The following is a 26,238-nucleotide window of genomic DNA, read 5'->3' as shown; positions in this document are numbered from 1 at the left end:
CCCTTCCCCGAACCGACACGGGGCGCCACCGCGCAACGCATGACGCCGCGCGCGGGGCAACAACGAGAGCACGAGCGGCACCGGCACCCAGGTGCAACAGCGGAGGGCTTGCCATGAAGTAGACGATCACACAGGTACGGAGGCAGGGCTGCCCAGCATCGCTGGCCAGCCCTTTTTTGTTGAGTCCATACGCCGCCGGCCATGCCGGATAGGCCTTGCGGAAGTGTCTGCTTCCGGTGAGGCCGGCGACCTATGCACGCAACCCACTTACGAGGCCCCTCGCATGACTGCGAAATCCTTCAAGCAAATGATCCGGGACGGCGAGTTGAAGCGCGCAGACGCGATGAAGGCTCGCCTGGAAGACCTCCACGAGGAGCCGGGTTTCAACCTGCGCGCCGAGGGCGAAGACCTCGAGCAATCGATTGCGGTGCTCGCCGAGTACCTGCACCAGGGCGGGGTGGTTCCGCCGCTGGAGGTTCGCCCGCGCGCTGAAGGCGGCATGTGGGTGGTGGACGGGCATCGCCGCCGCCGTGCCTACCTGAAGCTGGACGCCGAGGGCCGACTGCCGCGCGATGACTCTGGTCAGGCCTGGATCGCCATCACCGCCTTTACCGGCAACGACGCCGAGCGGGTGCTGCGCGTCATCACCAGTCAGGAAGGCCGCAAGCTCACGCAGCTGGAGCTGGCCGAGGGCTACAAGCGCCTGGCCGCCTTCGGGTGGAGCAACGAGCAGATCGCCCAGAAGATGGGCCGCACCCGCCAGCACGTTGACCAGGTGCTCACAGTTGGCAACGCCAACACGGACGTGCAGCAGCTGGTGAAGGACGGCGCGGTATCCGCCACCGTGGCCGCGAGCGTGGTGCGCAAGCACGGCGACAAGGCCGGCAAGGTGCTGCAGAGCACCCTGGAGAAGGTGAAGGCGTCCGGCGCAACGCGGGTAACGCCCAAGGCCATGAAGGAGCCGGAGATTCCCCGTCCGCTGCTGGAAAGCCTCTACGCGTCCTGCAAGTTGATTGCGGACAGCCTCCCCGAACAAGTGCGCACCGCCATTGGCGAAGGCGCCGAAATCATCACCGTCACCCTCAAGGCGAACCAGCTCGAGCGCTTCACCGATCTCGTTCGCCAGTCCACCGAAGCCATCGAAGGCTGAAGGAGAGCATCATGCAGCAGCGCCAGCACCCCGCCGCCGACATCGAAGAGTTCGCCGGCAAGAACATCCGTGACACCGCCGCCCTCGCCCGCCGCTACGGCTATACCGACCCCGTCTTCGCCAAGCTCTGCGGCAACCTGTGTGTCCTCGGCTTCAAGCGCCGCCAGGCGCAGCAGGTGGCGTGATGCTCTCCACCGGCTGCATCCGCAGCCATGAGCAGCAGGTGGCCATGCTGGGGAGCGCCGCCGGGATCGATCCGGTGAAGTTCCCCAGGCGCTACGCCAAGCTGATGGCCCGAAAAGGAAAGACGCTCGACATCGAGATCATGAGCCGGCGGCAGATCCAGGCAGTGCAGGACGAAGAGAAGATGACCCGGGTGCGGGAGCTGGCGAAGACCCACTGCATAACCGAGGTAGAAAAGCTGACCGGCATCAGCAGGAAGCGCCTGGTGTCTCTGGCCGAGGAGCACGAGATCACCTTCCCCGAAGGCCGTGGCCGCGCCCACCTGGCGCGCTATGAAGTCCACGCCGCCAAGCTTCGCGCCTACCTGGCCATCGGGCTGACGCGACGTGAGGCCATCAAGGCGAGCGAGCTGGACCCGCGGATCTTCAAGAAGGTCTGCCAGCAGTTCGAAATCCAGTTCCCGGAGACCCGTTGAGCATGGCTAAGACCAGCCAGCAACGATCAGCCGACGCAGCAGCGCGGCGCAAGGAGCGCGGCGAGGTTGAACTCCGGCACCGCGTGCGGCCAGGAATACTCTCGATGCTGCGAGACCTCATGAGCTGGGGCGCGATCACCGAGATCGCCGAGTGCATCCAGCTGCTGATCATGAACATCCATGCCCTTGGGCCAGAGGGAGCCAAGCGGTTCCTTGCCGTGCCGCGCCACGAAATAACGATATCGGAAAGCGTGGCGCGCCAACTTCGGGGTCAGGGTGAGGCTGAATCGCAGCATCTCGACCGGCAGGAAGATGTGGCTAGCTGTTGATCAACTGATCGATCAAACGTTGCGCCAGCTCCGAGCCCTTCTTCTTGGCTGCCTCGTAATCCGGATGTAGCCCGCCTTCCGGGCGTGTCGGATAGCGATCTACGTGAATATCAACCTCGACGGTGAAGCCGTTCTGGTGCCTGGCGATTGTCAGCGAATAGTCGTATCCGCGGTAGCAGGCATCCAAGACCTGCGATTCGATTGGCATCGTCCCCTCCTTGAGCCGGCCCCGAGCCGGAACCCCAAACCTACCCCACCCCATCCATCCGCACCAGCGGAAAGGATGCGATCGACCTGGAGAAAGCAATGCAAACCGTAATCTACGCTGGCCTGCGCAATCCAGGCCGTGACCAAGCAATCGCAGAGGCAATGGCCAGCATGCCCACGGCCGAGGTCTGCGAGCAATTCAAGATCAACCCCAGCACCGCCAGGAAGGCCGCAAAGCGAATCTCCGACCTGCACGTCTACGAGCTCAAGCTCACAGGGGGGGGTAAGGAAATGTCGATCTGCACGGTGGCTGCCAAGTCCTTCAGGCGCGCGGCGCTGGGCGCCTATCGGCACTACTGCGGGACGTTCCGAAATTTGGAGCTGCCCCAGTGGCAAGTAACCGATGGAACCAGCTCCATCTCCATCATCGACTTACGGAATCTGGATACCGGCATGGCATCGGTCACTGAAGACGATGAAAGGAATAGCCTCTAGCTAGGCATTTATCCATTGCCTCGGTCGTACCAGTTCGAGGCTGACAGCAGGGCTTGCTGATCGGCATCAGCCAGGCTTGAGAACGGACCATCGATCTCATCTATCCACTTCTGGTCGCCTCCGACAAAAACGAAAACTCGCACCTTGCGAGGAAGATCTTCTGAAGCATCCCCCCACAAGTAGTCGGCATAGATGGTCTTACCAGCCCCCTTTCCGCTCTCAATGGTCAGCCTGGGTGCGCGTGGACGATCAATTCCAAGTTCCATAAGTCCTCCTTGATGAGGCGAAATGCCGTGCAGAAACAAACCTAGACCACCGCAGCGCCTCGCACCAGAGGCCTCTCACACACCCCATCCCCAACCCACTCTGCGCGCAGCGCTGGAGGGAAGAATCGTGTCCGAGATGAAAACTGTACGCACCTCCGAGCTGATAGGCGCGGCGCTGGATTGGGCCGTCGACATGGTCTTGTCTGGCAAGCCGCTGGAGGTGCGTCACCACAAAAGCGGCAACGGCGAGTGGGCGTTCTTCCATGAAGGAATCCCGTACCAGCAGGGCCCTGCGCCGTACTCAACCGACTGGTCGAAGGGTGGGCCGCTACTGGAGCCCAACCACATCGAGCTGAGCATTGGCGATGAGAACTACTGGGCCAACAGAACCTGTACCAGTCGCTATGACGATGAGCCCCGTCAGTACCCGGGCGACAGCATGCTAATCGCCGCCTGCCGCGCCATCGTAGCCGCCAACCTCGGCGACGAAGTCCAGATCCCTGCGGAGCTGCTGCCATGACCGCCCTTCAGCGCAAAGAGCGCCCGATCATCTTCAGCGGCAGTTCGGTGCGTGGAATCCTGGATGACCGCAAGTGGGCAACGCGGCGCGTCGTAAAGGGCGCAGCCGCCAAATGGCTGATCGACCACTCTCCCGAATGGGTTGCCAGCAAGGCGAACGAACTGTGCCCATACGGCCAGCCAGGCGACCGGCTGTGGGTGCGCGAGACTCATTCTATCCACGCGACACACGGCCAACGCCGAACCGATGGTGAGCGCTGGGGGCCGTGGGGCGGATTGCCTACGACGATATCGCCTGACGGCACACAGATAGCTTACTTCCGTGAAGGCTTTGACCGCTGCGACCCAGGGCGCTGGTGCCCATCCATCCACATGCCCCGCTGGGCCTCCCGCATCCTGCTGGAGATAACCGACGTGCGCGTGGAGCGGCTGCAGACGATCACCGAAGAGCAGGCGAAGGCCGAGGGATTGCGGTGGAATTCGCTCTACAAGCAATGGGGCGGCGTCGAGAGCCACCCCGCTTCCCGTCCTGAGTGCCCGCAGTGGCGGTGGTACGAAAGTCCGATCACCGCATTCAGCCGGCTCTGGGAATCCATCAACGGCGTTGGCAGCTGGGACGCCAACCCGATGGTCTGGGTCGTTGAGTTCCGGAGGATTCAGCCATGACCGGTCTCTCCGAATCCGCCACACAGCGGCGCATAGACGCCCTGTGCTGCCCCGCCAAGCCCCGATACCTCAACAGGAACACGCACAAGCGCTACCGCGTCATCGCCGACGACGGCAAGCAGTGCGAGCTCCAGGGCATCGACATGAAATCCACCTACGCCAGCCACGAGGCGCTGGCTGACAAGAACGTATGGGAGCGTATTCCATGACATTTCAACGCGAGAACCGCTACATCGTCATCAAGCGCAAAGACCTCATCGCCGCAGCGGAATCAGGTGCGGTCGATGCTTCCTTCGCCGAAGTTCTGGACATCGTGCGCGACAACCTTCCCACCCGCGAATGCCTGGTGATCGAAAGCGACTGGCCCGAGTACGAACCAGCCTGGCAGATGATCCAAGCTCGCATGGAAGGCGCCACCCCTCCCGCCGCGCAGGTGCAGGGGGAGCGGGAGGAGTTCGAGGCTTACATCCTGGGGCGATATCCCGGCGCAACTCTCGATAGGCATAGGCCCGGTCACCTACACCGCGCTGGACGATACATCCAAGCAACTGTTGAGGCTGCATGGTCCGCCTGGCAGGCCCGCGCCGCGCTCTCCGCCCCGCCTGCTGCTGACGAATCCGAGCCGGCCGAAACGCTGGCAGCGCGACTGATCGAAGTGCGCGCGGCGGTTCTTGGTCATGCGGTGCCATGGGCTGAGGCCGTCGAAATCACCGCCACCATCACCAAGATGCCCGATGAAGAGAAAGCCGCCCTGCTAGCTATGGATGACGCCCCGCCTGCTGCTGGGGTGCTGGAGCAGATGTCCGAGGAGGCCCGCTCAACCCTGGTCGGCATGGTCGAGTTCTGCCTGGAGCGGCGCTACTGCATGGGCATGGATGAAGGCTTCGCATCGTTCGAACCGGAGACAGAGCACGGCTTCGTGAAAGAGCTGCGAGCTTTCGTCGAAGGCGCCCCCACCCCGCCTGCATCCGAACAGCAGCAGGCTGTCCAGCAACCGCACACAGTTGAGTTTGTGGGCAAAACGTGTCAGCGCGTGCTCATGGCTGAAGGGAAGCCCTATCCGCGTACCTGCGCCGTTTGCGGACTCTCCGGTCCGTGCAAATCATTTCCTCGGGAGAGCGACCTGCGCCTGAACCCGCACCTGGCAGGTGTAAACCAGGGGGTTACAACTGAGGCGGGGAATGGGGGTGATGCATGAGCGAGAAGATCAAGCCGTGCCACTGCGGATACGAAGGCGAGCTGATGGGACTGCAGCACTCCGTGTTCCTGAGCCTCATCTGCCCGAAGTGCAACCGCACCGTGGAGGCCTTCACTACCGAAGGCCTGGCCCAGGCCTGGAACAAGCCTGCTCCCACCCCGCCCCAGGAGAACGACCGATGAGCTTTAATCCGTTGCTTAGCCTGGCGCGCAATGCCAAGCGCCAGAAGATGGACATGCAGTGCGACCCGCAGTGGGTACTGGATCTGGCCGCCGAGCGCGACCAGCTCCGCGAGGAACGCGACAGCCTGGAATCTGAATGCAGCCGCGTGACTGGTCAGAACGCCCGACTGCATGACCAGATCGTCGAGCTGTACCAAGACCGCGACCAGCTCCGCGCCGAGTTGATCAAGGCCAACGACCGCTATCAGCGAGACGTTTACGGCCTGAACAACGAGGGTGATCCAATCGGCGGCGAACCTCCCGGAGGGTATGCCAACGACAATGCCAAGCTCCGCGCCGAGCTCGACGCGATCAGGGGGCAGAAGCCGGTGGCGTGGCAATCACGCTTCACCGACGAGGAGTGGGCCAAATGCAGCCGCGGCCACTTCGATTGGGTGAAGCGGGAGCCAGAAGCATTCCCCGGAGGCTACGAAGCCCGAGAACTCTACGCCCTTCCACCCCAACAGCTCGGCGCAGAGGAACGTGATGTTCCGCTTCATGCAGCCATCAACCGGGCCTGCGGGGAGCTGCCTGATGGGTGGTCTATCGAGGTGAACGCAGAACGAGACGGCGCCTGGGTCGCTCTTCTGAATGCCGAACTGGAGGTAGTCGAATTCCCAACCAACAACGAGCGCCTCGATTACACGGTGAACGACGCTGTCGAGTTCGCCATCCTCTCCACCCGCCAGGCTGAGGAGGGGGAGTGATGCGAGAACTCAGTCTTGCACAGCGCGTCGCGCGAGCTGACGACCCGATCAAAGAGCTCGTCAGCGATGAGGATCTTGAGGCCGCCTGGGGTCACGCCAACTTCGGCGGGATGGACAGGCGCGACGTGATTCGATTCGCCGTCCTGAAATGCGCCAGCGGATGGCACCAGGGCCACACCTCGCAGACCATATGCAGGGAGCTTGGCCTGATCTACCGCAGTCGATACGGCCTCACCAAGAAGGGCCGGCTGTATCTCTGGGAAGCCTTCGGGCGCGACAGCAACTTCTAACCCCCTACCCCACCACAGCCTGCCGGCAATGACCGGCGGGGAGGTATCGTCATGTTCATGACCCAGCAGGAAGTGGCCGACCTCACGGGTCGGTCCCGCGCCAGCGCGCAAATACGCTGGCTCGATGATCATCGTTTCGGATACGTGATAGGCGCGGATGGGCGCCCGAAGGTTCTTCGGGACGTAGTGCTTGCCCGGCTGGGGGCTTCCCAGCAGCAGAAGAAGGAGCCCCGGCTGCGTCTGACGGGGTCGTGAGGAGGGGACATGCGTCCAAGGAAGAAGGATCGGCACCTGCCGGCTTGCATGTACCACAAGCACGGCGCGTACTACCTGGTGAAGGGTGGGAAGTGGCTGCGCCTGGGCGAGGACTACCAGGCGTCATTGCTTGAGTATGCCCGGAAGACCTCACAGGCAGCGCTTGGCGGCATGCCGGAGCTCATCGACAGAGCCCTGGCGCACCACTTCAAGGTCAAGCGCCTGGCCGCCAACACGGTGGCCCAGTATGAAGCCGCAGCGGAGAGGCTGAAGGACATATTCGCGGAGTTCGAGCCAAGACAGGTCATGCCGAAGCACATCGCCGCGGTGAAGGTCGATCTTGCCGGCACCCCGAACATGTGCAACCGCATCCTGTCCGTGGCCCGCATCGTGTTCAGCTACGCCCTGGAATGGGGAGAGGTCGATTCCAACCCTTGCGTGGGGGTCCGGCGCCATCAGGAGGCGCGGCGCGACCGGTACATCACCGATGCCGAGTTCTCGGCCATCCTGGCCGCCTGCAGCCCATACGTGCGCAACATCCTGGAAATGGCATACCTCACCGGCCAGCGCATCAGCGACGTGATCAGTATCCACCTGGCGGACATATCGCCGGAGGGCGTGGCGTTCGTGCAGCAGAAGACGGGAGCCAAACTGGTCGTAGCCATGACCCCGGACCTCGAGGAGTTGATCGCCCGCGCCAAGGCCCTGCCGAGGAAAGTGCGCACGCTCACGCTGTTCTGCGCACGCGCCGGAAGGCCAGTGTCGTACCACACAATCAAGGAGGCGTTTGCCAGGGCGAGGGAGAAAGCCGGCGTGGCTGACGTGACCATCCACGACATCCGCGCAAAGTCCCTGACGGATGCTGATGCTGAGGGCAAAAACGCTCAGGCGCTCGGCGGCCATAGCGACCCGAGAATGACCGCACGATATCTGCGCGGGCGGTTGCCGAAGATCGCTCAGGCCCCGACAATGCCTGTCAATGTGCGCTGAGTATTAGACAAACACCCCTATGTCAAAAAGACAGGCCCCCGCCGAAGCCCTAAACAACGAGCTCTCCGACCACACGCCGATGATGCAGCAGTACTGGCGATTGAAGAACCAGCACCCGGACCAGCTGATGTTCTATCGCATGGGTGACTTCTACGAGATCTTCTACGAAGACGCCAAGAAGGCCGCCAAGCTCCTCGACATCACCCTCACCGCCCGCGGCCAATCGGCTGGCAAGGCGATCCCCATGGCAGGCATTCCCTTCCATTCGGTGGAGGGCTACCTGGCCAAGCTGGTGAAGCTCGGCGAGTCGGTGGTCATCTGCGAGCAGATCGGTGATCCGGCCACCAGCAAGGGCCCCGTGGAGCGCCAGGTGGTGCGCATCATCACCCCCGGTACGATCAGCGATGAGGCGCTGCTGGATGAGCGGCGCGACAACCTGATCGGTGCGGTACTCGGTGATGAGCGCCTGTTCGGGCTGGCAGTGCTGGACATCACCAGCGGCCGCTTCAGCGTGCAGGAGATCAAGGGCTGGGAGAACCTGCTGGCAGAACTCGAGCGCATGAATCCCGCGGAGCTGCTGATCCCTGACGACTGGCCCCAGGGCCTGCCGGCCGAGAAGCGCCGTGGCGTACGTCGCCGCGCCCCCTGGGACTTCGACCGTGACTCGGCCCGCAAGAGCCTGTGCCAGCAGTTCGGCGTACAGGATCTCAAGGGCTTCGGTTGCGAGAACCTGACGCTGGCCATCGGAGCGGCCGGCTGCCTGCTCGGCTACGCCAAGGAAACCCAACGCACCGCCCTGCCGCACCTGCGCAGCCTGCGCCATGATCGCCTCGACGACACGGTGATCCTGGACGGTGCCAGCCGCCGTAACCTGGAGCTGGACATCAACCTCGCAGGTGGACGCGACAACACGCTGCAATCGGTAGTCGACCGCTGCCAGACCGCCATGGGCAGCCGCCTGCTGAGCCGATGGCTGAACCGCCCCCTGCGTGATCGCGCCGTACTGGAGGCACGCCAGGACTCCATCAGTTGCCTGCTGGAGCGCTACCGCTTCGAAGGCCTGCAGCCACAGTTGAAGGAAATCGGCGACGTAGAGCGCATTCTCGCCCGCATCGGCCTGCGCAACGCCCGCCCCCGCGACCTGGCCCGTCTGCGCGATGCCCTGGCGGCACTGCCCGAGCTGCAGAGTGCCATGACCGACCTGGAGGCACCGCATCTGGGAACCCTGGCCACCAGCATCCGCACCTATCCGGAGCTGGCGGACCTGCTGGCCCGCGCCATTATCGAGACACCGCCTGCGGTGATCCGTGACGGTGGTGTGATCAAGACCGGCTACGACGCCGAACTGGACGAGCTGCAGGCGCTGAGCGAAAACGCCGGCCAGTACCTGATGGACCTCGAAACACGCGAGAAGGCACGCACCGGCCTGCCCAACCTCAAGGTCGGCTACAACCGTATTCACGGCTACTACATCGAACTGCCCCGCGTGCAAGCCGAGCAGGCGCCCGCCGACTACATCCGCCGCCAGACCCTCAAGGGCGCAGAGCGCTTCATCACCCCCGAGCTCAAGGCATTCGAGGACAAGGCCCTCTCCGCGAAGAGCCGCGCCCTGGCCCGGGAGAAAATGCTCTATGAGGACCTGCTGGAACAACTGATCGAGCAACTGGCGCCCCTGCAGGACACCGCGGCCGCCCTGGCCGAACTGGACGTACTGAGCAACCTCGCCGAGCGCGCCCTGAACCTGGACCTGAACCGTCCCCGCTTCGTCGAAGAGCCCTGCATGCGCATCGTGCAAGGTCGCCACCCGGTGGTGGAGCAGGTGCTGGAAACCCCGTTCGTGGCAAACGACCTGTCTCTGGACGATGCCACCCGCATGCTGATCATCACCGGCCCGAACATGGGCGGTAAATCGACCTATATGCGCCAGACAGCCCTGATCGTCCTGCTGGCGCACATCGGCAGCTTCGTGCCGGCGGCCAGTTGCGAACTGTCGCCCGTGGACCGCATCTTCACCCGCATCGGCTCCAGCGACGATCTGGCCGGCGGCCGCTCCACCTTCATGGTGGAAATGAGCGAAACCGCCAACATCCTGCACAACGCCACCGACAGCAGCCTGGTGCTGATGGACGAAGTGGGCCGTGGCACCAGTACCTTCGACGGCCTGTCGCTGGCGTGGGCTGCAGCTGAGCACCTGGCACGCCTGCGCGCCTATACGCTGTTCGCCACTCACTACTTCGAGCTCACCGTGCTGCCGGAAAGCGAGCCGGTGGTGGCCAACGTGCACCTCAATGCCACCGAGCACAACGAGCGCATCGTCTTCCTGCATCACGTCCTGCCCGGCCCGGCGAGCCAGAGCTACGGCCTCGCTGTGGCACAACTGGCCGGCGTCCCGGCAGACGTGATCCTCCGAGCACGCGAGCATCTGGCGCGACTGGAAACCACCAGCCTGCCCCATGAAGCACCGAAAGCCGCACCCGGCCAGCCGGTACCGCCCATGCAGAGCGACATGTTCGCAAGCCTGCCGCACCCGGTGCTCGACGAGTTGGCGAAGTTGCAACCGGACGACCTGACCCCACGCCGCGCGCTGGAGTTGTTATATACATTCAAGGCTCGAATCTAACGCCATCGCGCACAAGCTGTTAGAATCCCGCGCGCTCTGGACGAGCTCCGGCCGCCAGCCTGAGTCGGGGACGCCATCCAGAGCCGGGAAACCTCTATAGCCAGGGTTTCCGAGCCGCCGCTGAGGAGAGAACTAGAAATGACCTTCGTCGTCACCGACAACTGCATCAAATGCAAATACACCGACTGTGTGGAAGTCTGTCCGGTGGACTGCTTCTACGAAGGCCCGAACTTCCTGGTCATTCACCCGGACGAGTGCATCGACTGCGCACTCTGCGAACCCGAGTGCCCGGCCCAAGCCATCTTCTCCGAAGATGAAGTGCCGGAAGACATGCAGGAGTTCATCGAGCTCAACCGCGATCTGGCGGAAGTCTGGCCGAACATCACCGAAAAGAAGGAAGCTCTGGCAGACGCCGAAGAGTGGGATGGCGTGAAAGGCAAGCTCCCCCAGCTGGAGCGCTGATCGCGCATCAAGCAAAAGGCCCGCAATTGCGGGCCTTTGTTTTTTGCGGACAAAAAAAGGGGCGGTTGCCCGCCCACTCTTTTGTCCCTATCCCTTCAATTCCCTTTCATCATCCTGATGAGCCACATCCAGTGGCGCTCCCAACCGATTTCCTATCGGCCCGCAACATTCCGTGTTGCATGGGGCTGATGATAGCGATTCCCGGCCTGCCAACAAGGGCACCTGCCGGAGCGAGTCTTGGTGAATTCAATCAGCAATTAAAATAAAAACCTTAAAAATCAATAACATAAAAAATCATCTCACACACCTTGGCCCTGATTTCCACTCACTTTTGACCTTTAACGCTTACAGCAAATGTAAGCAAATACTTACATGACCTTTTTTTGAAAAAAGATGTAGCGCTTCGATATTCCGGCTTAAGAAGTTCCAAAACGAAGAAACCCGGCCTTAGCCGGGTTTCCCTTAACGACCTCCCTTACTGAAACAGCGCGTCGCTCGACAAGCCGTTCTTCTCCAGGATTTCCCGAAGCCGTTTCAAGGCCTCCACCTGGATCTGCCGCACCCGCTCCCGGGTCAGGCCTATTTCCTGGCCGACTTCCTCGAGTGTGCAGCTTTCATGGCCACGCAGACCGAAGCGACGCACCACCACTTCACGCTGCTTGTCCGTTAGCTCCGACAACCACTGGTCGATGCTCTGCGACAGATCGTCGTCCTGCAGCAACTCGCAGGGATCGGTCGGACGGTCGTCGGTGAGCGTGTCCAGCAACGTCTTGTCCGAATCCGGACCAAGGGAAACGTCCACCGAAGTGACCCGTTCGTTCAAACCGAGCATCCGCTTCACCTCGTCCACCGGCTTCTCGAGCAGGTTGGCGATTTCTTCCGCAGAAGGCTCGTGATCGAGCTTGTGGGTCAGCTCCCGCGCAGCGCGCAGGTAGACGTTGAGTTCCTTGACGACGTGGATCGGCAGCCGGATTGTCCGGGTCTGATTCATGATCGCGCGTTCGATGGTCTGCCGGATCCACCAGGTAGCGTAGGTGGAGAAGCGGAAGCCCCGCTCCGGGTCGAACTTTTCGACCGCCCTGATCAGCCCGAGGTTGCCCTCTTCGATCAGATCCAGCAGGGAGAGCCCTCGGTTTACATAACGACGGGCGATCTTGACCACCAGTCGCAGGTTGCTCTCGATCATGCGTTTGCGTCCGGCGGGATCACCTCGCTGCGCCAGGCGCGCGAAATGTACTTCTTCTTCCGGAGTCAGGAGGGGGGAAAAGCCGATTTCGTTGAGGTATAGCTGAGTCGCGTCGAGGGCGCGGGTGTAGTCGATGTACTTGTGCTGTTTGAGTGAGCTTGACTGCTTGGACCTGCTGCTCGGGGCAGGTGCGTCCTGCTCCTCGGACAGCGAATCGTCCATGCCGACGCCCGGCTCCAAAAGGAGCAATTCGTCGTCGACGTCAAACTCCGGCGCTTCTTTATTGAGTGCCATTGTTGTTGTCCCTTGCTGAGTTCGACAACAAGCTCTGACGACGCCATTTCCCTGGCTACGCCTGAGCCCGTCCATCCCACGAGGGTGACGGGCTGACGTCGGATCAACGACGGGGCAGATATTGCAGGGGATCTACAGGCTTACCTTGGCGGCGAATTTCAAAGTGAAGCTTCACCCGGTCAGTACCCGTTGAGCCCATCTCTGCAATGGTCTGTCCGACCTTGACCTGCTGTCCTTCCCGTACCAGCAACCTGCGGTTGTGGCCGTAGGCGCTTACGTAGGTATCGCTGTGTTTGATGATTACCAATTCGCCGTAGCCCCGTAATCCACTTCCGGCGTATACAACCGAACCATCCGACGCAGCTAAAACAGGCTGGCCTAATTCACCTGCTATATCAATCCCTTTATTCAAACTACCGTTTGAGGAAAAACGACCGATCATCGCGCCGTTCGCAGGCCACGCCCAGCCAGTCGCAGAGCGGTTTACAGGCAGGGTCGGCGTCGTTGCCGGCGTGGTCGCGACAGGGGGTTGGGCCGGAGTGACGGGCTTGGCCGGCTGGCCCTGCACCGGTTGGCTGGCGGCCGGTTGCCGGTTCGGCGGCGCGGTGACGACCGGAGCCGTAGCGACGGCACGCACCGGTGCGGAATTGGACTGGCCATCGAAACGGATGGTCTGCCCCGGACGGATCACGTAGGGCGCGGGAATGTTGTTTCGCGCGGCCAGGGCCTTCCAGTCCCAGCCGAAGCGGAAAGCGATGGAATAAAGAGTGTCACCGCGCTGTACCCGGTATTGGCCAGTGGTCACCGGTTGACGTTGCTGGGTGCTCACGGCGCGGCCATTGCGATCGACCACCTGGACACCGCCGGGCGGTGAGCTCGCGCAGCCCGCCAGCAACAAGCCAACGGCCACGACGGACAGCAGTCCATGCGCGCTTCCCATGCTGATCCTCTGCCGAATGGCCAGGCTCATTCCTGTCCCCTTTCCCCAATGCCCCAAGGTCGTGCGTATTGTGCCGATTATATCGTTCAGGACCAGTTACCCATTGCTCATCTCGGGTTGCCCGCCAGGGCACGAGGCCATGGCAACGTATCGCCGTGCCTGCCAATCAGAAAGTCGATCGGCGTACAGGTTCCCCGCGGCCAGGTGGATGGTGCGCCGACGACGCGTCCGCCCTGCTCAGGCCAGCGGCCCATTGAGCAGCGGAACGAAACGGACGGCGTCCAGCACATGGCGCGAGAAGCCGTGCTCCTCGCGGATGATCAGCATCAGTTGCTGGACATCGCCCGCGCCGACCGGGATCACCAGGCGCCCGCCCGGGGCCAGTTGATCCAGCAACGCCTGCGGCACTTCGGCAGCGCCGGCGGTGACGATGATGCCGTTGTAGGGGGCCAGCGCCGACCAGCCTTCCCAGCCGTCTCCCCAGCGGAACACGACGTTGCGCAGGTTGAGTTCGACCAGGCGCTCCTTGGCGCGGTCCTGCAGGCTCTGGATACGCTCGACGGAGAACACCCTCTCCACCAACTGCGCCAGGATGGCGGTCTGGTAGCCGGAGCCCGTGCCGATCTCCAGCACCTTGTCCAGCGGCCCGGCAGCGAGCAGCAGCTCGCTCATCCGCGCCACCATGTAGGGCTGGGAAATGGTCTGGTTGTGGCCGATGGGCAGTGCCGTGTCTTCATAGGCGCGATGCGCCAGCGCCTCGTCGACGAACAGGTGCCGCGGCGTACGACGGATGGTTTCCAGCACATGGGCGTTGGACAGCCCCTCTTCATAGAGGCGCTGGATCAGGCGCTCACGGGTGCGCTGGGAGGTCATGCCGATGCCCCGGCGCAGCAGGTCGTCCTGTTCGCGTGCCATCAGAACAGCCTCCCCAGCCAGCCCTCGAGGCTGTCGAGCCCCTGGGTGAAGGTGCGGTCCAGCTGCAACGGCGTGATCGAGACGTAGCCCTGCATCACGGCATGGAAATCGGTACCCGGGCCACCATCCTCGGCATCGCCGGCCACGGCGATCCAGTAGCCCTCCTTGCCACGCGGGTTGACCACCTTGACCGGCGCCGCAGCCCGGGCGCGATGGCCCAGGCGGGTCACCTGCACGCCACGGATATGGTCCAGCGGCAGGTTGGGGATGTTCACGTTGAGCACGGTGCGCGGCGGCAGGTCGAGCTGCGCATGGCCTTCGACCAACTTGCGAGCGAAATGCGCAGCGGTGGCGAGGTTGTCCGACTGGCGCGAAAGCAGCGAGAAGGCGAATGCCGGCAGATCGAGGAAGCGCCCTTCCAGCGCAGCCGCGACGGTCCCCGAATACAACACGTCGTCGCCGAGATTGGCGCCGAGGTTGATGCCGGACACCACCATGTCGGGCGTCTGCTCCAGCAGGCCGTTGAGCCCCAGGTGGACGCAATCGGTGGGCGTGCCGTTGATGCTGATATAGCCGTTGTCCAGGCGATGCGGGCACAGCGGACGATCCAGGGTCAGCGAGCTGCTCGCGCCGCTCTTGTCCTGGTCGGGGGCGATGACCACGCACTCGGCATAATCCTCGAGCGCAGCATGCAGGGCGGCGATGCCGGGTGCATTCACCCCGTCGTCGTTGGAAATCAGAATACGCATGGGTTGTCCGTCTGCCCCGCCGGCACCAGATCGACAAGCTCGCGAACCACTGCGGTAGCGAAGCATCCAGCCGGCAGGACGAATTCCAGTTGCAGAACGTCAGGCTCGGGATAATGCCACGTAAGGCCGCCGATGGGGAGGCGGAGGATGCGCCGTTCGTGCGCCATGCCCGCATCCGCGAGCCAGTCGCGCAGCGCCGGCTCGGCATCGGCCAGCGCCTGCTCCAGGGCCCCCGTGGCGCCGCCGGCAGGGGACGGCCCGGAACCCCACAGGGCACCGGTCGGATGCAGGTCGAGAATCTCCAGGCGGGGGTCGCGACACTCCTCCTCGCCCGCCATGAAGAAGCTGCGCTTGTCGGTGAAGGCCAGCAGGTCGCCGACCTCGGCACGGTTCCAGTTGCCCTTGGCCACCCGCTCGGCGAGCACCTGGTTGAACAGGTAGCTGCGCCCGGCCGATAGCAGCCGAGAGCGGACGTTGCGCTGTTCCGGCAATTCACGACGGCTGGCGAAAGCGCGGGCATCGACGACATTGCCGCCGTCGTGGCCGAAGCGCTGCGAGCCGAAGTAATTGGGCACACCGCCGGCCGCCATCGCCTTGAGCCGGGCATCGAGCGCCTGGTGGTCGGCGACCAGGCGCGTGAGGCGCAGGGTGAAGCCATTGGCCGAATGCGCACCCCGTTGCAGCTTGCGCTTGTGGCGTACGCTCCTGAGGATGCGCAGGCTGGGGTTCTCGGCGGCGGAGAGGTCCGGATCGGCCTTGCCCGGCAGGTGCAGGCTGAACCACTGGCGGGTCAGCGCCTGGCGGTCCTTCAGACCGGCATAGCTGATGGTCCGGACCGGCACGCCGGCTGCACGGGCCAGGCGCCGGGCGGCTTCCTCGGTGTTCAGCTCACGCTTCTCCACCCACAGCCAGAGGTGCTCGCCTTCGCCGGCGAGTGGGATGTCCAGCACTTCGTCGACCTGGAAGTCCTCGGCGATCGCCTTGAGCACGGCCTGGCCGAGTGCCTCCCCGTAGGCACGGGGCCCCAGCAGTTCGAACTCGTTCATGCGCTCAGCAACAGGGCGACCGCATGCACGGCGATGCCCTCCTCCCGGCCAGTGAAGCCGAGCTTCTCGGTGGTGGTGGCCTTGACGTTGACCTGGTCCAGCTCGACGCCGAGGTCCTCGGCGATCGATGCACGCATGGACTCGATGTGCGGGGCCATCTTCGGCGCCTGGGCGACGATGGTGGCGTCCACGTTGCCGACCTTCCAGCCCTTGTTGCGCACCTGCACCAGCACATGGCGCAACAGCGCGCGGCTGTCGGCGCCCTTGAACTGCGGGTCGGTATCCGGGAAGTGCTTGCCGATGTCGCCCAGCGCAGCGGCACCCAGCAGCGCGTCGGAGAGCGCGTGCAGCAGCACGTCACCGTCGGAGTGGGCAATGAGCCCGAACTTGTGAGGGATGCGCACGCCGCCCAGGGTGATGAAGTCCCCCTCGCCGAAACGATGCACGTCGTAACCGTGGCCAATTCGCATAGTCAGAAAAACGCCCTGAAAAGTCAGGGCGCGATTCTAACTGAAAGCGAAAGCTGGAAGCTGGAAGCCATACCGGCTTCCAGCCCTCAGGTCACTGCGCAGGCTCATCAGCCTTTCAACGCAGCGGCGTGGTGCCGCAGGTGGTCGTCAATGAAGCTGGCGATGAAGTAATAGCTGTGGTCATAGCCCGGCTGCAGGCGCAGTGTCAGCGGATGCTCGGCGGCCTTGGCGGCCGCCTGCAGCGCTTCGGGCTTGAGCTGGTTGACCAGGAAATCGTCACGATCGCCCTGGTCCACCAGGATCGGCAAACGCTCGCTGGCATCGGCGATAAGCGCACAGGCATCCCACTCGCGCCAGCGCGAGCGGTCCTCGCCCAGATAGCGGGATAGCGCCTTCTCGCCCCAGGGGCAGGCCATCGGGTTGACGATGGGCGCGAAGGCCGACAGCGACTGGTAGCGCCCCGGGTTGCGCAGCGCACAGACCAGCGCACCGTGGCCGCCCATGGAGTGCCCGCTGATGCCACGCTTGTCCGAGACCGGGAAATTGGCCTCGATCAGCGCCGGCAACTCCTGCACCACGTAGTCGTGCATGCGGTAGTTGCGCGCCCAGGGCTCCTGGGTGGCGTTGACGTAGAAGCCGGCGCCCAGCCCGAAGTCCCAGGCACCGTCAGGATCGCCTGGCACATCGGCACCGCGCGGGCTGGTATCCGGGGCGACGATGATCAACCCGAGCTCGGCGGCCAGCCGATGGGCACCGGCCTTCTGCATGAAGTTCTCGTCGGTGCAGGTCAGCCCCGACAGCCAGTAGAGCACCGGCAACTTCGCCCCCTGCTCCGCCTGGGGAGGCAGGTAGACGGCGAAGACCATGTCGCAGTTGAGCGTGTTCGAGCGATGGCGATAGCGCTTGTGCCAACCGCCGAAGCTCTTGTTGCTGGAAACGATTTCAAGGGTCATGGGGCCCTCCGGGCAGCCACAAGCCGCAAAGCACAAGCGGCAAGAGAAGACCTGCAGCTTGCAACTTGCGGCTTGCGCTTATCAGTAATGAATGACGGTACGGATGCTCTTGCCTTCGTGCATCAGGTCGAAGGCTTCGTTGATGCGGTCCAGCCCCATGGTGTGGGTGATGAAGGTGTCCAGCGGGATCTCGCCCTTCTCGGCCTTCTCCACATAGCTCGGCAGCTCGGTACGGCCTTTCACACCGCCGAAGGCCGACCCGCGCCATACGCGGCCGGTCACCAGCTGGAAGGGACGGGTGCTGATCTCCTGGCCGGCACCGGCGACGCCGATGATCACCGACTCGCCCCAGCCCTTGTGCGCACATTCGAGGGCCGCGCGCATCAGTTGCACGTTGCCCACGCATTCGAAGGAGTAGTCGACGCCGCCGTCGGTCAGCTCGATCACCACGTCCTGGATCGGCTTGTCGTGATCCTTCGGATTGATGAAGTCGGTCGCACCCAGCTCACGGGCCACGTCGAACTTGGCCGGGTTGATGTCGATGGCGATGATGCGCGAGGCCTTGGCCATCTTGGCGCCGATGATCGCCGCCAGGCCGATGCCGCCGAGGCCGAAGATCGCCACGGTGGCGCCCTCCTCCACCTTGGCCGTGTTGAGTACGGCACCGATACCGGTGGTGACACCGCAGCCCAGCAGGCAGACCTTCTCCAGCGGCGCTTCCTTGGGAATCTTCGCCAGGGAGATTTCCGGCACCACGGTGTACTCGGAGAAGGTCGAGGTACCCATGTAGTGGTAGATCGGCTGACCGTTGTAGGAGAAGCGGCTGGTGCCGTCGGGCATCAGGCCCTTGCCCTGGGTGGCGCGCACCTTCTGGCACAGGTTGGTCTTGCCGGACTTGCAGAACTTGCACTCGCGGCATTCGGCCGTATAGAGCGGGATCACGTGGTCGCCTACGGCAAGGGACGTTACGCCCTCGCCCACCGCTTCGACGATGCCCCCGCCCTCATGGCCGAGGATGCAAGGGAAGACACCCTCGGAGTCAGCGCCGGAAAGGGTGTAGGCATCGGTATGGCAGACACCGGTGGCGACGATACGTACCAGCACCTCGCCGGCTTTCGGCGGCGCGACGTCCACTTCGACGATCTGCAGGGGTTTGCCGGCCTCGAAGGCAACGGCGGCGCGCGACTTGATCATGGTGACTCTCCAGCGGATTTGACGATGGCCGAGAGTGTAGTTGAGCTGCCAATGGTAAATAATCAGCCACAAAGCAAAACTTTATTGCTGCACAGGGATAATCCATGAGCCGTTGGGAAGGGTTGGACGAATTCGTCGCCGTGGCCGAAACCGGCCGCTTCACCGCTGCCGCCGAACGCCTGGGGCTGTCGTCGTCCCACGTAAGCCGCCAGGTGGCGCGACTGGAGGAGCGGCTGCAGACGCGCCTCTTCTACCGCAGCACGCGCAGGGTGGCACTGACCGAGGCCGGGCAGGCCTTCCTGCAGCACTGCCAGCGCCTGGTGGACGCGCGCGACGAAGCCCTGCGCGCAGTCAACGACCTCACCGGCGAGCCCAAGGGACTGCTGCGCATGACCTGCGCCGTCGCCTATGGCGAGCGTTTCATCGTGCCGCTGGTGAACCAGTTCATGGCCCGCCATCCGCAGCTGCGGGTGGAGATCGAACTGAGCAACCGGCCGCTCGACCTGGTCCACGAGGGGCTGGACCTGGCCATCCGCCTCGGTCGCCTGCAGGACTCTCGACTGGTCGCCACCCGGCTGGCCCCTCGGGTCATGTACCTGTGCGCCGCCCCCTCCTATCTCGAGCGTTACGGTCGCCCCCACAGCCTCTCGGAGCTCGGCCGGCACAATTGCCTGATCGGCAGTTCGGACCAGTGGGGCTTCCTCGCGGAGGGCCGGGAACAGACGGTACGGGTACAGGGCAACTGGCGGTGCAACAGTGGCGAGGCGGTGCTGGATGCGGCGCTGCGCGGCTTCGGCCTCTGCCAGTTGCCGGACTACTACGTGCTGGAACACCTGCAGGGCGGCAGGCTGGTTTCCCTGCTGGAACAGCACCAGCCGCCGAATACTGCGGTCTGGGCGATCTATCCACAGCAGCGCCACCTGTCACCCAAGGTGCGCCAGTTGGTGGACCTGTTGAAGGAAGGCCTGGCGGAGCACCCGGCCTATCGTGATCAGTGCCTGCCGGCCCAGCGCTGACGTAGCCAGTCGAGGTCTTCGGGGCGGGTGACCTTGAGGTTGTCGGCGCGCCCTTCGACCAGGCGTGGTGCCTGCCCCGACCATTCGATGGCCGATGCCTCGTCGGTGATGGCGACGCCCGAGACCAGGGCATCGGCCAGGGAGCGATGCAAGGCGCCGAAGCGGAACATCTGCGGCGTGTAGGCCTGCCAGATGACGCTGCGGTCGACCGTCTCGGCCACCCGCCCATCGGGCCCGGCGCGCTTCAGCGTGTCGCGTGCGGGCACCGCCAGCAGGCCGCCGACGCTGTCATCGGCCAATTCGGCCAGGAGCAGGTCGAGGTCGGTGCGGGCAAGGTTGGGCCGCGCCGCGTCGTGCACCAGCACCCAGTCGTTCGGGCGCGCGCCCAGCTCATCCAGGCGCAGCAGGGCCTTGAGCACGGTGTCAGCGCGCTCCTTGCCGCCGTCCACGCGCTCGATGCGCGGATCTCCCGCGCAATCCAGCGCAGGCCAGTAAGGATCGTCGACGGAGAGACCGACCACCACGCGTCTGAGGCTGGGGTGATCGAGAAAGCAGGCGAGGCTGTGTTCGAGGATGGTCCGCCCGGCCAGCTCCAGGTATTGCTTGGGGCGGTCGGCACGCATGCGGGCTCCGACACCGGCGGCCGGGATCACGGCCCAGAAGGCGGGAAGTTCAGGTGTGTTCATTCGGCCAACTGATAGAGGGTCTCGCCCTCTTTGACCATGCCCAGTTCGTGGCGCGCACGCTCTTCCACGGTTTCCATGCCCTTCTTCAGCTCGGAAACCTCGGCTTCGAGGATACGGTTGCGTTCCAGCAGGCGTTCGTTCTCGCCCTTCTGGTCGGCGATCTGCCGCTCGAGATCCGTCACCTGCGCGAGGCTGCCGTCACCCACCCACAGGCGATACTGCAACCCGGCCAGGGCCAGGATCAGCACGACGAACAACCAGTAAGGGGATTTGGCCATCGAAAGAGAAGTTTCCATACGAAAAGGGCAGCTTTCGCTGCCCTTTTTATCATCCCCGGCTTAGCCGCGGAACTCGGCACGACCACGGTAAGGCGCCTTTCCGCCCAGCTGCTCTTCGATACGCAGCAGCTGGTTGTACTTGGACACGCGGTCGGAACGGCACAGGGAGCCGGTCTTGATCTGGCCGGCGGCGGTGCCAACGGCCAGGTCGGCGATGGTGCTGTCCTCGGTCTCACCGGAACGGTGGGAAATCACCGCGGTGAAGCCGGCGGCCTTGGCCATCTGGATGGCTTCGAGGGTCTCGGTCAGCGAGCCGATCTGGTTGAACTTGATCAGGATCGAGTTGCCGATGCCTTTCTCGATGCCTTCCTTGAGGATCTTGGTGTTGGTCACGAACAGGTCGTCACCTACCAGCTGGATCTTCTCGCCGATCTTGTCGGTGAGGATTTTCCAGCCGGCCCAGTCGGACTCGTCCAGGCCGTCTTCGATCGAGATGATCGGGAAGCGCTCGGTCAGGCCTTTGAGGTAGTCGGCGAAGCCTTCGGCGTCGAACGACTTGCCTTCGCCGGACAGGTTGTACTTGCCGTCTTCGAAGAATTCGCTGGCAGCGCAGTCCAGGGCCAGGGTCACGTCGGTGCCCAGCTTGTAGCCGGCATTGGCGACGGCTTCGGCGATGGCGGCCAGGGCGTCTTCGTTGGAGGTCAGGTTCGGCGCGAAGCCGCCTTCGTCACCCACGGCGGTGTTCAGGCCACGGGCCTTCAGCACGGCCTTGAGGTGATGGAAGATCTCGGTGCCCATGCGCAGGCCATCGGAGAAGGTCTTGGCGCCAACCGGCTGGACCATGAACTCCTGGATGTCGACGTTGTTATCGGCATGCTCGCCACCGTTGATGATGTTCATCATCGGGACCGGCATGGAGTACTGGCCGGGGGTGCCATTGAGGTTGGCGATGTGCGCGTACAGCGGCAGGTCCTGGTCCTGGGCGGCGGCCTTGGCGGCGGCGAGGGACACGGCGAGGATGGCGTTGGCACCCAGCTTGGCTTTGTTGTCGGTACCGTCGAGGGCGATCATCGCGTGGTCGAGCGCCTTCTGGTCAACCGGGTCCTTGCCCAGCAGCAGGTCGCGGATCGGGCCGTTGATGTTGGCGACGGCCTTCAGCACACCCTTGCCCATGTAGCGGCTCTTGTCGCCATCGCGCAGCTCGAGGGCTTCGCGGGAACCGGTGGAGGCACCGGACGGCGCGCACGCGCTGCCAACGATACCGTTGTCCAGGATCACATCCGCCTCGACGGTGGGGTTACCGCGGGAATCCAGGACTTCACGGCCCTTGATGTCGACGATCTTTGCCATTGTTGTTAGCACTCCAAAGTTGACGATGACGCTGCAGCGGAATTAGAGGGGCGGCGCGGGCAGACGTTCGATTCGGCAGGTCTCACCACAAGCCTGACTGCTCGGTCAGATTACGCGCGCCCGGCACTTTACCGGAGATTTGCCTGTTCAGGCAGTCTCGATCGGCGGAAAACTCTTGACCAGGTCGTCCAGCTGCTTGAGCTGGGCGAGGAACGGTTCCAGCTTGTCCAGGCGCAGGGCACAAGGGCCGTCGCACTTGGCGTTGTCCGGGTCCGGATGCGCCTCCAGGAACAGGCCGGCGAGGCCCTGGCTCATGCCTGCCTTGGCCAGGTCGGTGACCTGGGCGCGGCGGCCACCGGCGGAATCGGCGCGCCCGCCCGGCATCTGCAGGGCGTGGGTGACGTCGAAGAACACCGGGTACTGGAACTGCTTCATGATGCCGAAGCCCAGCATGTCCACCACCAGGTTGTTGTAACCGAAGGAGGAACCACGCTCGCAGAGGATCAACTGGTCATTACCGGCTTCCTCGCACTTGGTCAGGATGTGTTTCATCTCCTGGGGCGCGAGGAACTGGGCTTTCTTGATGTTGATCACCGCACCGGTCTTCGCCATCGCCACGACCAGGTCGGTCTGGCGGGAAAGGAAGGCCGGCAGCTGGATGATGTCGCAGACCTCGGCTACCGGGGCAGCCTGGTGCGGCTCGTGCACGTCGGTGATGACCGGCACGCCGAAGGCCTTCTTCACGTCCTCGAAGATCTTCATGCCCTCTTCCAGGCCCGGGCCGCGGAAGGAGTTGATGGAGGAGCGGTTGGCCTTGTCGAAGCTGGCCTTGAACACGTAGGGGATGCCGAGCTTGTCGGTGACCTTGACGTATTCCTCGCACACCTTCATCGCCAGGTCACGGGACTCCAGCACGTTCATGCCGCCGAACAGCACGAAGGGCTTGTCGTTGGCGATCTCGATGTCGCCAACGCGGATGATCTTCTGTGCCATGGGTCAGGCCTTCTTCGCTTTCTGCGCCAGGGCGGCGTTGACGAAGCCGCTGAACAGCGGATGGCCGTAACGCGGCGTGGAGGTGAACTCCGGGTGGAACTGGCAGGCGACGAACCACGGATGGTCAGGGGACTCGACCACTTCGACCAGCGCGCCGTCGCCGGAGCGACCGGTGATCTTAAGGCCGGCTTCCTGAAGTTGCGGCAGCAGGTTGTTGTTCACCTCATAGCGATGGCGGTGGCGCTCGACGATCTCGTCCTTGCCATAGCAGGCGTGTACCAGGGAGCCCGGCTCCAGCTGGCAGGCCTGGGCGCCCAGGCGCATGGTGCCGCCGAGGTCGGAGGCTTCGGTGCGGATTTCGGTGGCGCCGGTGGCGTCTTCCCACTCGGTGATCAGGCCCACGACCGGATGACCGCTGGCCTTGTCGAACTCGGTGGAGTTGGCGTCGGTCCAGCCCAGCACGTTGCGGGCGAACTCGATCACGGCCACCTGCATGCCGAGGCAGATGCCGAGGTAGGGGATCTTGTTCTCGCGGGCATATTTGACGGTGGCGATCTTGCCTTCCACGCCACGCAGGCCGAAGCCGCCCGGAACCAGGATGGCATCGACGCCTTCCAGCAGGCTGGTGCCCTGGTTCTCGATGTCTTCGGAATCGATGTAGCGCAGGTTCACCTTGGTGCGGTTCTGGATGCCGGCGTGGCTCATCGCCTCGATCAGCGACTTGTACGCGTCCAGCAGCTCCATGTACTTGCCGACCATGGCGATGGTGACGTCCTTCTCCGGGTTCAGCTTGGCATCGACGACGCGATCCCATTCGGAGAGGTCGGCACCGCCACACTGCAGGCCGAAACGCTCGACGACGAAGTCGTCCAGGCCCTGGGCGTGCAGCACGGAAGGGATGCGGTAGATGGTGTCGACGTCCTGCAGGGCGATGACCGCGCGCTCTTCCACGTTGGTGAACAGCGCGATCTTGCGGCGCGAGGACAGGTCGACTTCATGGTCGGAACGGCAGATCAGCACATCGGGCTGCAGGCCGATGGAACGCAGCTCCTTCACCGAGTGCTGGGTCGGCTTGGTCTTGGTCTCGCCAGCGGTGGCGATGTAGGGGACCAGGGTCAGGTGCATCAGCATGGCGCGCTTGGCGCCCACTTCCACGCGCAGTTGGCGAATGGCCTCGAGGAAGGGCTGGGACTCGATGTCGCCCACGGTACCGCCGATCTCGACCATCGCCACGTCGGCGTCGCCGGCACCCTTGATGATGCGGCGCTTGATCTCGTCGGTGATGTGCGGGATGACCTGGATCGTGGCACCCAGGTAGTCACCACGGCGCTCCTTGCGCAGCACGTCCTCGTAGACGCGGCCGGTGGTGAAGTTGTTGTTCTGGGTCATGGTGGTGCGCACGAAGCGCTCGTAGTGGCCCAGGTCGAGGTCGGTCTCTGCGCCGTCCTCGGTGACGAACACTTCACCGTGCTGGAAGGGACTCATGGTGCCGGGATCGACGTTGATGTACGGATCCAGCTTGAGCATGGTGACCTTCAGCCCCCGCGCTTCCAGAATGGCGGCCAAGGATGCCGAGGCGATGCCTTTCCCCAATGAAGAAACAACACCACCCGTGACGAAGATGTAGCGCGTCATGAAAAACCCTAGAAGTCTGCGTTTAGGCGGAAGGCCGCCGGGGAGAGCGAAGTAAGGCCGAAGCCTGCAATCTGGAACAGTGCCAAAACGGCAAACTCCCGCCGACTCCGAAGGAATCGGCAAGAGCTCTGTAAGACGGGAGCGTAGTCTACCGGAAAGACCCTTTCAGCTCAAACCTTGGTCATTCGTCGGCGGTGTCCAGCGCAGTCGCCAGCGCGCATCCACAGGCCCGGCAAGGCCTGGGAGGTTGGCCACGGCGAGCAGTTCCGAGCCGCGATAGAGCAGCGGCAGACGCCCGCGCACGAAGGCCGGCAGGCCACTCTCGTTGAGCAGCCGCTTGAGCTCGCGACGCCCACGCCCCGGCACGTCCAGCACCTCACCACCCTGGCGGTAGCGCACCTCCAGCGGGCCTTCCGGCGGCTCGCCGGCGAGTTGCAAACGGCCATTGCCGGGCAGTTCGAGCGCCTGCCCGGGTTCAGCCCAGCGCACGCTGCCCGCCCTGGGGCTCGGCCATTGGCCGGGCAGCCACCACAGCCGTCCGTCGGCGCGTCGCAGGTCGCCACCCGCCAGCCTCCATACGGGGCTCGCGCTGGCGCCGGCATCGCGCAGGTCGTCCCAGCCAGCCCAGTGGTCGCTGTCCGGCATCGCGGTGAAGCCGGCCATCCAGTGGCGCAGGGCATTGCGCTGGCGGGCCGGCGACAACCCCATCAGCGGGGCCAGCGCCAGGGATGGCAGCCGCAGCCAGGGAAAGGCGCTGTCGGTCCGCGCGGCCTGCAAGTCCAGTTGCGCCAGTTCGCCGAGCAAGGCCTCGGCCTCGGCCAGGTGCTCGGCGCTGCGGGTGATGCTTTCCACGGCCCGGGGCCATCGCTCGGTGAGCGCCGGCATGATCCGGCGACGCAGGTAGTTGCGAGAGAAATCGGTGTCGCCGTTGGACGGGTCCTCGACCCACTCCACACCCAGCTCGCGGGCGCAGGCCTCGAGCTCAGCGCGGGACACCCGCAACAGCGGGCGCAGCAGGACGCCCTCGCCCAGTGCCCGACTGGCGGGCATGCCAGCCAGGCCAAGCACCCCGGCCCCCCGCAGCAGGCGGAACAGCAGGGTTTCCGCCTGGTCGTCACGATGCTGGGCGCTCATCAGCACCTCGCCCGCGCCAAGCCGTGCAACGAAGGCAGCGTAGCGGGCATCACGCGCGGCGCGCTCCAGGCTGTTGCCAGGAGCCACCTGCACCCGCGCCACCTGCAAGGGCACGCCGAGGCTGTCACAGATCCGCTGGCAATGCACAGGCCAGCCCTCGGCAGCGGGCTGCAGGCCGTGGTGAACATGAATGGCGGACAAGGGCGGCAGGCTCTCGCGCTGGGCGAGGCGCGCCAGGAGGTGCAGCAGGACGGTGGAATCCAGGCCTCCGGAGAAGGCCACCCGCCAGGCAGGTGCCGCGCGCCACGGAGCGACGGCGGCCAGCAAGGCGGATTCGAGCTTCAGGACGAGCGCGCGACCCGGTCC

General features: G+C 64.1%; 33 protein-coding genes. 17 read left to right on the top strand and 16 right to left on the bottom strand.

Annotated features, from left to right (window positions below; translation table 11 throughout):
- The first annotated feature begins 283 nt into the window (after positions 1-283).
- From ACYJSS_RS06490 to ACYJSS_RS06475, 4 genes are read left to right on the top strand one after another with little or no spacing between them, the layout of a single operon-like run.
- Positions 284-1,150 carry a ParB/RepB/Spo0J family partition protein gene (locus tag ACYJSS_RS06490; protein WP_236204590.1) on the top strand — a complete coding sequence of 289 codons (867 nt, stop codon included), beginning with the start codon at positions 284-286 and terminating at the stop codon, positions 1,148-1,150.
- An 11-nt stretch (positions 1,151-1,161) separates the two neighbouring features.
- Positions 1,162-1,335 (top strand): hypothetical protein, encoded by a 174-nt coding sequence (locus ACYJSS_RS06485; protein WP_236204591.1) that lies wholly within the window; start codon positions 1,162-1,164, stop codon positions 1,333-1,335.
- Complete coding sequence (locus ACYJSS_RS06480) at positions 1,335-1,808, top strand: hypothetical protein (RefSeq protein ID WP_236204592.1); 474 nt, start codon at positions 1,335-1,337, stop codon at positions 1,806-1,808. The genes ACYJSS_RS06485 and ACYJSS_RS06480 overlap by 1 nt, the downstream gene beginning before the upstream one ends.
- A gap of 2 nt (positions 1,809-1,810) precedes the next feature.
- Positions 1,811-2,137, top strand: coding sequence for a hypothetical protein (locus tag ACYJSS_RS06475; RefSeq protein WP_236204593.1), 327 nt, complete (start codon positions 1,811-1,813; stop codon positions 2,135-2,137).
- On the opposite strand, the gene ACYJSS_RS06470 is transcribed toward ACYJSS_RS06475, so the two are convergent.
- Positions 2,127-2,345: a hypothetical protein gene (locus ACYJSS_RS06470; protein ID WP_236204594.1), complete on the bottom strand. Its 219-nt coding sequence runs from the start codon at positions 2,343-2,345 to the stop codon at positions 2,127-2,129. The genes ACYJSS_RS06475 and ACYJSS_RS06470 overlap by 11 nt on opposite strands.
- Before the next feature lie 98 nt (positions 2,346-2,443).
- Between ACYJSS_RS06470 and ACYJSS_RS06465 the strand changes: the two genes are divergently transcribed.
- Positions 2,444-2,839, top strand: coding sequence for a hypothetical protein (locus ACYJSS_RS06465; protein ID WP_236204595.1), 396 nt, complete (start codon positions 2,444-2,446; stop codon positions 2,837-2,839).
- Positions 2,840-2,847: 8 nt separating this feature from the next.
- Here ACYJSS_RS06465 and ACYJSS_RS06460 read toward each other — a convergent pair whose 3' ends face one another.
- Positions 2,848-3,105 carry a hypothetical protein gene (locus ACYJSS_RS06460; RefSeq protein WP_236204596.1) on the bottom strand — a complete coding sequence of 86 codons (258 nt, stop codon included), beginning with the start codon at positions 3,103-3,105 and terminating at the stop codon, positions 2,848-2,850.
- Positions 3,106-3,241: 136 nt separating this feature from the next.
- On the opposite strand from ACYJSS_RS06460, the gene ACYJSS_RS06455 reads away from it, so the two are divergent.
- From ACYJSS_RS06455 to fdxA, 11 genes are all read left to right on the top strand, one after another.
- Positions 3,242-3,625 carry a phage protein NinX family protein gene (locus ACYJSS_RS06455; RefSeq protein ID WP_236204645.1) on the top strand — a complete coding sequence of 128 codons (384 nt, stop codon included), beginning with the start codon at positions 3,242-3,244 and terminating at the stop codon, positions 3,623-3,625.
- Positions 3,622-4,290 carry a hypothetical protein gene (locus ACYJSS_RS06450; RefSeq protein WP_236204597.1) on the top strand — a complete coding sequence of 223 codons (669 nt, stop codon included), beginning with the start codon at positions 3,622-3,624 and terminating at the stop codon, positions 4,288-4,290. The genes ACYJSS_RS06455 and ACYJSS_RS06450 overlap by 4 nt, the downstream gene beginning before the upstream one ends.
- Positions 4,287-4,499, top strand: coding sequence for a hypothetical protein (locus ACYJSS_RS06445; protein WP_236204598.1), 213 nt, complete (start codon positions 4,287-4,289; stop codon positions 4,497-4,499). The genes ACYJSS_RS06450 and ACYJSS_RS06445 overlap by 4 nt, the downstream gene beginning before the upstream one ends.
- On the top strand, positions 4,496-5,488 hold the full coding sequence (locus ACYJSS_RS06440) for a hypothetical protein (protein WP_236204599.1): 993 nt from the start codon (positions 4,496-4,498) through the stop codon (positions 5,486-5,488). The genes ACYJSS_RS06445 and ACYJSS_RS06440 overlap by 4 nt, the downstream gene beginning before the upstream one ends.
- Positions 5,485-5,670 (top strand): hypothetical protein, encoded by a 186-nt coding sequence (locus ACYJSS_RS06435; protein WP_111261637.1) that lies wholly within the window; start codon positions 5,485-5,487, stop codon positions 5,668-5,670. The genes ACYJSS_RS06440 and ACYJSS_RS06435 overlap by 4 nt, the downstream gene beginning before the upstream one ends.
- Positions 5,667-6,416: a hypothetical protein gene (locus ACYJSS_RS06430; RefSeq protein WP_111261638.1), complete on the top strand. Its 750-nt coding sequence runs from the start codon at positions 5,667-5,669 to the stop codon at positions 6,414-6,416. Before ACYJSS_RS06435 ends, ACYJSS_RS06430 begins: the two co-directional genes overlap by 4 nt.
- Positions 6,416-6,706: a hypothetical protein gene (locus ACYJSS_RS06425; RefSeq protein ID WP_111261639.1), complete on the top strand. Its 291-nt coding sequence runs from the start codon at positions 6,416-6,418 to the stop codon at positions 6,704-6,706. The genes ACYJSS_RS06430 and ACYJSS_RS06425 overlap by 1 nt, the downstream gene beginning before the upstream one ends.
- A gap of 51 nt (positions 6,707-6,757) precedes the next feature.
- A complete protein-coding gene (locus ACYJSS_RS06420; protein WP_111261640.1) occupies positions 6,758-6,961 on the top strand; it encodes a DUF4224 domain-containing protein in 204 nt (67 codons plus the stop codon).
- A gap of 9 nt (positions 6,962-6,970) precedes the next feature.
- Entirely contained in the window at positions 6,971-7,951 is a 981-nt protein-coding gene (locus tag ACYJSS_RS06415; RefSeq protein WP_111261641.1) for a tyrosine-type recombinase/integrase, read from the top strand.
- 19 nt (positions 7,952-7,970) lie between these two features.
- Positions 7,971-10,571: a DNA mismatch repair protein MutS gene (gene mutS, locus ACYJSS_RS06410; RefSeq protein ID WP_236204600.1), complete on the top strand. Its 2,601-nt coding sequence runs from the start codon at positions 7,971-7,973 to the stop codon at positions 10,569-10,571.
- A 138-nt stretch (positions 10,572-10,709) separates the two neighbouring features.
- Complete coding sequence (gene fdxA / locus ACYJSS_RS06405; protein WP_111261643.1) at positions 10,710-11,033, top strand: ferredoxin FdxA; 324 nt, start codon at positions 10,710-10,712, stop codon at positions 11,031-11,033.
- A 475-nt stretch (positions 11,034-11,508) separates the two neighbouring features.
- On the opposite strand, the gene rpoS is transcribed toward fdxA, so the two are convergent.
- From rpoS to ACYJSS_RS06365, 8 genes are all read right to left on the bottom strand, one after another.
- A complete protein-coding gene (gene rpoS / locus ACYJSS_RS06400; protein WP_173171765.1) occupies positions 11,509-12,513 on the bottom strand; it encodes an RNA polymerase sigma factor RpoS in 1,005 nt (334 codons plus the stop codon).
- 103 nt (positions 12,514-12,616) lie between these two features.
- Complete coding sequence (locus tag ACYJSS_RS06395) at positions 12,617-13,483, bottom strand: peptidoglycan DD-metalloendopeptidase family protein (protein ID WP_236204601.1); 867 nt, start codon at positions 13,481-13,483, stop codon at positions 12,617-12,619.
- Between the two features lie 207 nt (positions 13,484-13,690).
- Complete coding sequence (locus ACYJSS_RS06390; RefSeq protein ID WP_173172433.1) at positions 13,691-14,326, bottom strand: protein-L-isoaspartate(D-aspartate) O-methyltransferase; 636 nt, start codon at positions 14,324-14,326, stop codon at positions 13,691-13,693.
- A 41-nt stretch (positions 14,327-14,367) separates the two neighbouring features.
- Positions 14,368-15,117 (bottom strand): 5'/3'-nucleotidase SurE, encoded by a 750-nt coding sequence (gene surE, locus ACYJSS_RS06385; RefSeq protein ID WP_111261647.1) that lies wholly within the window; start codon positions 15,115-15,117, stop codon positions 14,368-14,370.
- Complete coding sequence (truD, locus tag ACYJSS_RS06380; protein WP_236204602.1) at positions 15,105-16,163, bottom strand: tRNA pseudouridine(13) synthase TruD; 1,059 nt, start codon at positions 16,161-16,163, stop codon at positions 15,105-15,107. Before truD ends, surE begins: the two co-directional genes overlap by 13 nt.
- The gene (ispF, locus tag ACYJSS_RS06375; protein WP_111261649.1) at positions 16,160-16,633 is read right to left on the bottom strand and encodes a 2-C-methyl-D-erythritol 2,4-cyclodiphosphate synthase; all 474 of its coding nucleotides are present in this window, start codon (positions 16,631-16,633) and stop codon (positions 16,160-16,162) included. Before ispF ends, truD begins: the two co-directional genes overlap by 4 nt.
- A gap of 107 nt (positions 16,634-16,740) precedes the next feature.
- On the bottom strand, positions 16,741-17,586 hold the full coding sequence (gene fghA / locus ACYJSS_RS06370; protein ID WP_111261650.1) for an S-formylglutathione hydrolase: 846 nt from the start codon (positions 17,584-17,586) through the stop codon (positions 16,741-16,743).
- A gap of 81 nt (positions 17,587-17,667) precedes the next feature.
- Positions 17,668-18,780 carry an S-(hydroxymethyl)glutathione dehydrogenase/class III alcohol dehydrogenase gene (locus tag ACYJSS_RS06365; RefSeq protein ID WP_111261651.1) on the bottom strand — a complete coding sequence of 371 codons (1,113 nt, stop codon included), beginning with the start codon at positions 18,778-18,780 and terminating at the stop codon, positions 17,668-17,670.
- 104 nt (positions 18,781-18,884) lie between these two features.
- Here ACYJSS_RS06365 and ACYJSS_RS06360 point away from each other — a divergent pair, with 104 nt between their 5' ends.
- On the top strand, positions 18,885-19,796 hold the full coding sequence (locus ACYJSS_RS06360; protein WP_236204603.1) for a LysR substrate-binding domain-containing protein: 912 nt from the start codon (positions 18,885-18,887) through the stop codon (positions 19,794-19,796).
- Here ACYJSS_RS06360 and ispD read toward each other — a convergent pair.
- The 6 genes from ispD to tilS all read right to left on the bottom strand — a co-directional run bounded on the left by ispD (position 19,772) and on the right by tilS (position 26,217).
- Positions 19,772-20,482 carry a 2-C-methyl-D-erythritol 4-phosphate cytidylyltransferase gene (ispD, locus tag ACYJSS_RS06355; RefSeq protein WP_236204604.1) on the bottom strand — a complete coding sequence of 237 codons (711 nt, stop codon included), beginning with the start codon at positions 20,480-20,482 and terminating at the stop codon, positions 19,772-19,774. The two genes, ACYJSS_RS06360 and ispD, sit on opposite strands and share 25 nt — an antisense overlap.
- Positions 20,479-20,760: a cell division protein FtsB gene (gene ftsB / locus ACYJSS_RS06350; protein ID WP_111261654.1), complete on the bottom strand. Its 282-nt coding sequence runs from the start codon at positions 20,758-20,760 to the stop codon at positions 20,479-20,481. Before ftsB ends, ispD begins: the two co-directional genes overlap by 4 nt.
- A gap of 60 nt (positions 20,761-20,820) precedes the next feature.
- Positions 20,821-22,110 (bottom strand): phosphopyruvate hydratase, encoded by a 1,290-nt coding sequence (eno, locus tag ACYJSS_RS06345; RefSeq protein ID WP_111261655.1) that lies wholly within the window; start codon positions 22,108-22,110, stop codon positions 20,821-20,823.
- 147 nt (positions 22,111-22,257) lie between these two features.
- Positions 22,258-23,103 carry a 3-deoxy-8-phosphooctulonate synthase gene (kdsA, locus tag ACYJSS_RS06340; RefSeq protein ID WP_111261656.1) on the bottom strand — a complete coding sequence of 282 codons (846 nt, stop codon included), beginning with the start codon at positions 23,101-23,103 and terminating at the stop codon, positions 22,258-22,260.
- A 3-nt stretch (positions 23,104-23,106) separates the two neighbouring features.
- Positions 23,107-24,738 carry a CTP synthase gene (locus ACYJSS_RS06335; RefSeq protein ID WP_111261657.1) on the bottom strand — a complete coding sequence of 544 codons (1,632 nt, stop codon included), beginning with the start codon at positions 24,736-24,738 and terminating at the stop codon, positions 23,107-23,109.
- 165 nt (positions 24,739-24,903) lie between these two features.
- Positions 24,904-26,217, bottom strand: a complete 1,314-nt coding sequence (gene tilS, locus ACYJSS_RS06330; protein WP_236204646.1) for a tRNA lysidine(34) synthetase TilS — start codon at positions 26,215-26,217, stop codon at positions 24,904-24,906.
- Between the last annotated feature and the right edge of the window lie 21 nt (positions 26,218-26,238).

The organism is Pseudomonas sp. No.21 (assembly GCF_054558415.1).
Note: the sequence above shows the minus strand (reverse complement) of the source record. Positions and strands in the feature narration are given on the sequence as shown.